This window comes from Sphingorhabdus sp., assembly GCF_046596595.1.
Lineage (GTDB): Bacteria > Pseudomonadota > Alphaproteobacteria > Sphingomonadales > Sphingomonadaceae > Sphingorhabdus_B.
The window spans coordinates 1-1,854 of the sequence record NZ_JBKJMB010000108.1; the positions used below are offsets into that span (position 1 = coordinate 1).

Genomic DNA, 1,854 nt, shown 5'->3' on the forward strand with positions numbered 1-1,854 from the left:
CACCCCGCTTCCGCACAATTTGGATGGGCATTGGGACAAGCGCATCAACCGGGGCAGCATCAGCCCTGATGTCAGCATTGATTTGCACGATGCGTCTTTGTCTTTGGCCTATGCGCGGCTTGATGGTGCGCTTGAGCAGGCGATATCGCAGCGCATGAAGGTCATTCTTTTGGTAACAGGAAAACCACGCGCGCATGATCGCGCGAGTGGCGAGGGCAGGGGTGCCATTGCCGCCGTTGTGCGTGACTGGTTGGCGGCATCACGCCATGCGCGGCATATCTCTGCTGTGCGCAACGCGCATCCACGCCATGGCGGCGCAGGGGCGCTTTACATCATGCTCAAAAACTAGCTGGCGAGCATATTGATAGCGACACGGCGGTAGATTTCCGTCAGCGCCGACAGGTCTGAAATTGCAACGGCCTCATCGAGCTTGTGCATTGTGGCGTTGCACAGGCCAAATTCGACCACGGGGCAGATTTTGGTCAGGAAACGGGCGTCCGACGTGCCGCCCGTTGTCGACGGTTCAGGGACCACGCCGGCCACTGCCTCCACTGCCTTTGCAATTGCCGCTGAAAGCGCGCCAGGAGGCGTCAGGAACGCCTCGCCTGATATCATGGCAGTCAAGGTGCCCCCGCCGCGTTCGACAAGCTCACGCAGCTTTAAAACAAGCGCATCACCATTTTGCAGATCATTGAACCGAATCGACAAGCGCGCCTCCGCTTTTGCCGGAATAACGTTGGTTGCCTTGTTCCCGACGTTCAGATCGGTGATTTCGATATTGCTCGCTTGAAACCAGTCCGTACCGTCATCGAGCCTGATCGCCTCGATTTCGGCCAGAATCGCGACCAGCTTGGGAATAGGGTTGTCTGCCAGGTGCGGGTAGGCGACATGGCCTTGCGTGCCAGCGACCGAAATCCACATATTCACTGAACCGCGGCGGCCAATCTTCATCATGTCGCCGAGCCGGTTAACGCTGGTGGGTTCGCCGACAAGGCAGGCATCAGGAATGGATCCCCGCTTTTGCATATGGCTTATCAAGGCCCGCGTGCCATGAATCGCTGGCCCTTCCTCGTCGCCTGTGATGATAAGGCTGATGGTGCCTGCATCATTTGGGATATCATGCAAAGCGGCAACAAATGCGGCAATGCTGCCCTTCATATCGACTGCGCCGCGTCCATGCAAAAGGTCGCCTTTGATTTCGGGCGTGAAGGGATCACTTGCCCAGCCATTGCCGGGTGGAACGACGTCAACATGGCCGGCGAAAGCAAAGTGACGCCCGGCCGCTTGCCGGATTGCGAACAGATTTTCGACAGGCGCGCCATGCGCGGGATTGTCGTCATCTTCGCCCGACACAAAGCGTTCGACGGTAAAACCAAGCGGAACAAGCATGTCTTCAAGCGCGTCAAAAACGGCGCCAGTTGCAGGCGTGACGCTCTGGCAAGCGATCAAGCGTTGGGCGTAGTCAAGTGCAAGGGCATCAGTCATTGACCCAAAGCGTTACGGATTATTGCGCCGCGAAACAAGTCAGACGTCGGCTTTACGCAAAGCCTTTTCTGTGAGCGCCGCGTCGCCTTGAACTGCACCAACGATGGCCATGCTGCCATCCGCTTCGCGGCGACCGACGAGCAGGATAAACTCGTCGCCTGCGCCAGCAAATTCGCTTAAATCACGTTTGCGGGCCGAGCGTAATCGTGGGCGAGGGTCGTCCGACAAGGTGCTGATCTGCAGCCCTGCGGCAACTTTCTTTGCCCGACGTTCGGCGCTAATGATTCCCTTCAGTCCACCTTCATACGTGCTCAGGATATTGGCAAGACCCCCCATTGGAACGACATTGCGGTGCGCGAACTGAAGCGC

2 protein-coding genes and 1 pseudogene are annotated in these 1,854 nt (G+C 57.9%); 1 reads left to right on the forward strand and 2 read right to left on the reverse strand.

Annotated elements, in window-relative coordinates:
• Window positions 1–349: Smr/MutS family protein (locus tag ACLL9E_RS10720; RefSeq protein WP_411291727.1), on the forward strand; the 349-nt coding region annotated here is incomplete at its 5' end.
• On the opposite strand, the gene dapE is transcribed toward ACLL9E_RS10720, so the two are convergent.
• Together dapE and ACLL9E_RS10730 are read right to left on the reverse strand one after the other, a co-directional pair.
• Window positions 346–1,485 (reverse strand): succinyl-diaminopimelate desuccinylase, encoded by a 1,140-nt coding sequence (gene dapE, locus ACLL9E_RS10725; RefSeq protein ID WP_411291728.1) that lies wholly within the window; start codon window positions 1,483–1,485, stop codon window positions 346–348. The two genes, ACLL9E_RS10720 and dapE, sit on opposite strands and share 4 nt — an antisense overlap.
• A 39-nt stretch (window positions 1,486–1,524) precedes the next feature.
• Window positions 1,525–1,854, reverse strand: a pseudogene (locus tag ACLL9E_RS10730) (hypothetical protein); the annotation flags it as partial.

Excerpts from the sequence above, each read along its gene's own strand:
- dapE (WP_411291728.1), bottom strand. The coding sequence starts at position 1,485 with ATGACTGATGCCCTTGCACTTGACTACGCCCAACGCTTGATCGCTTGC.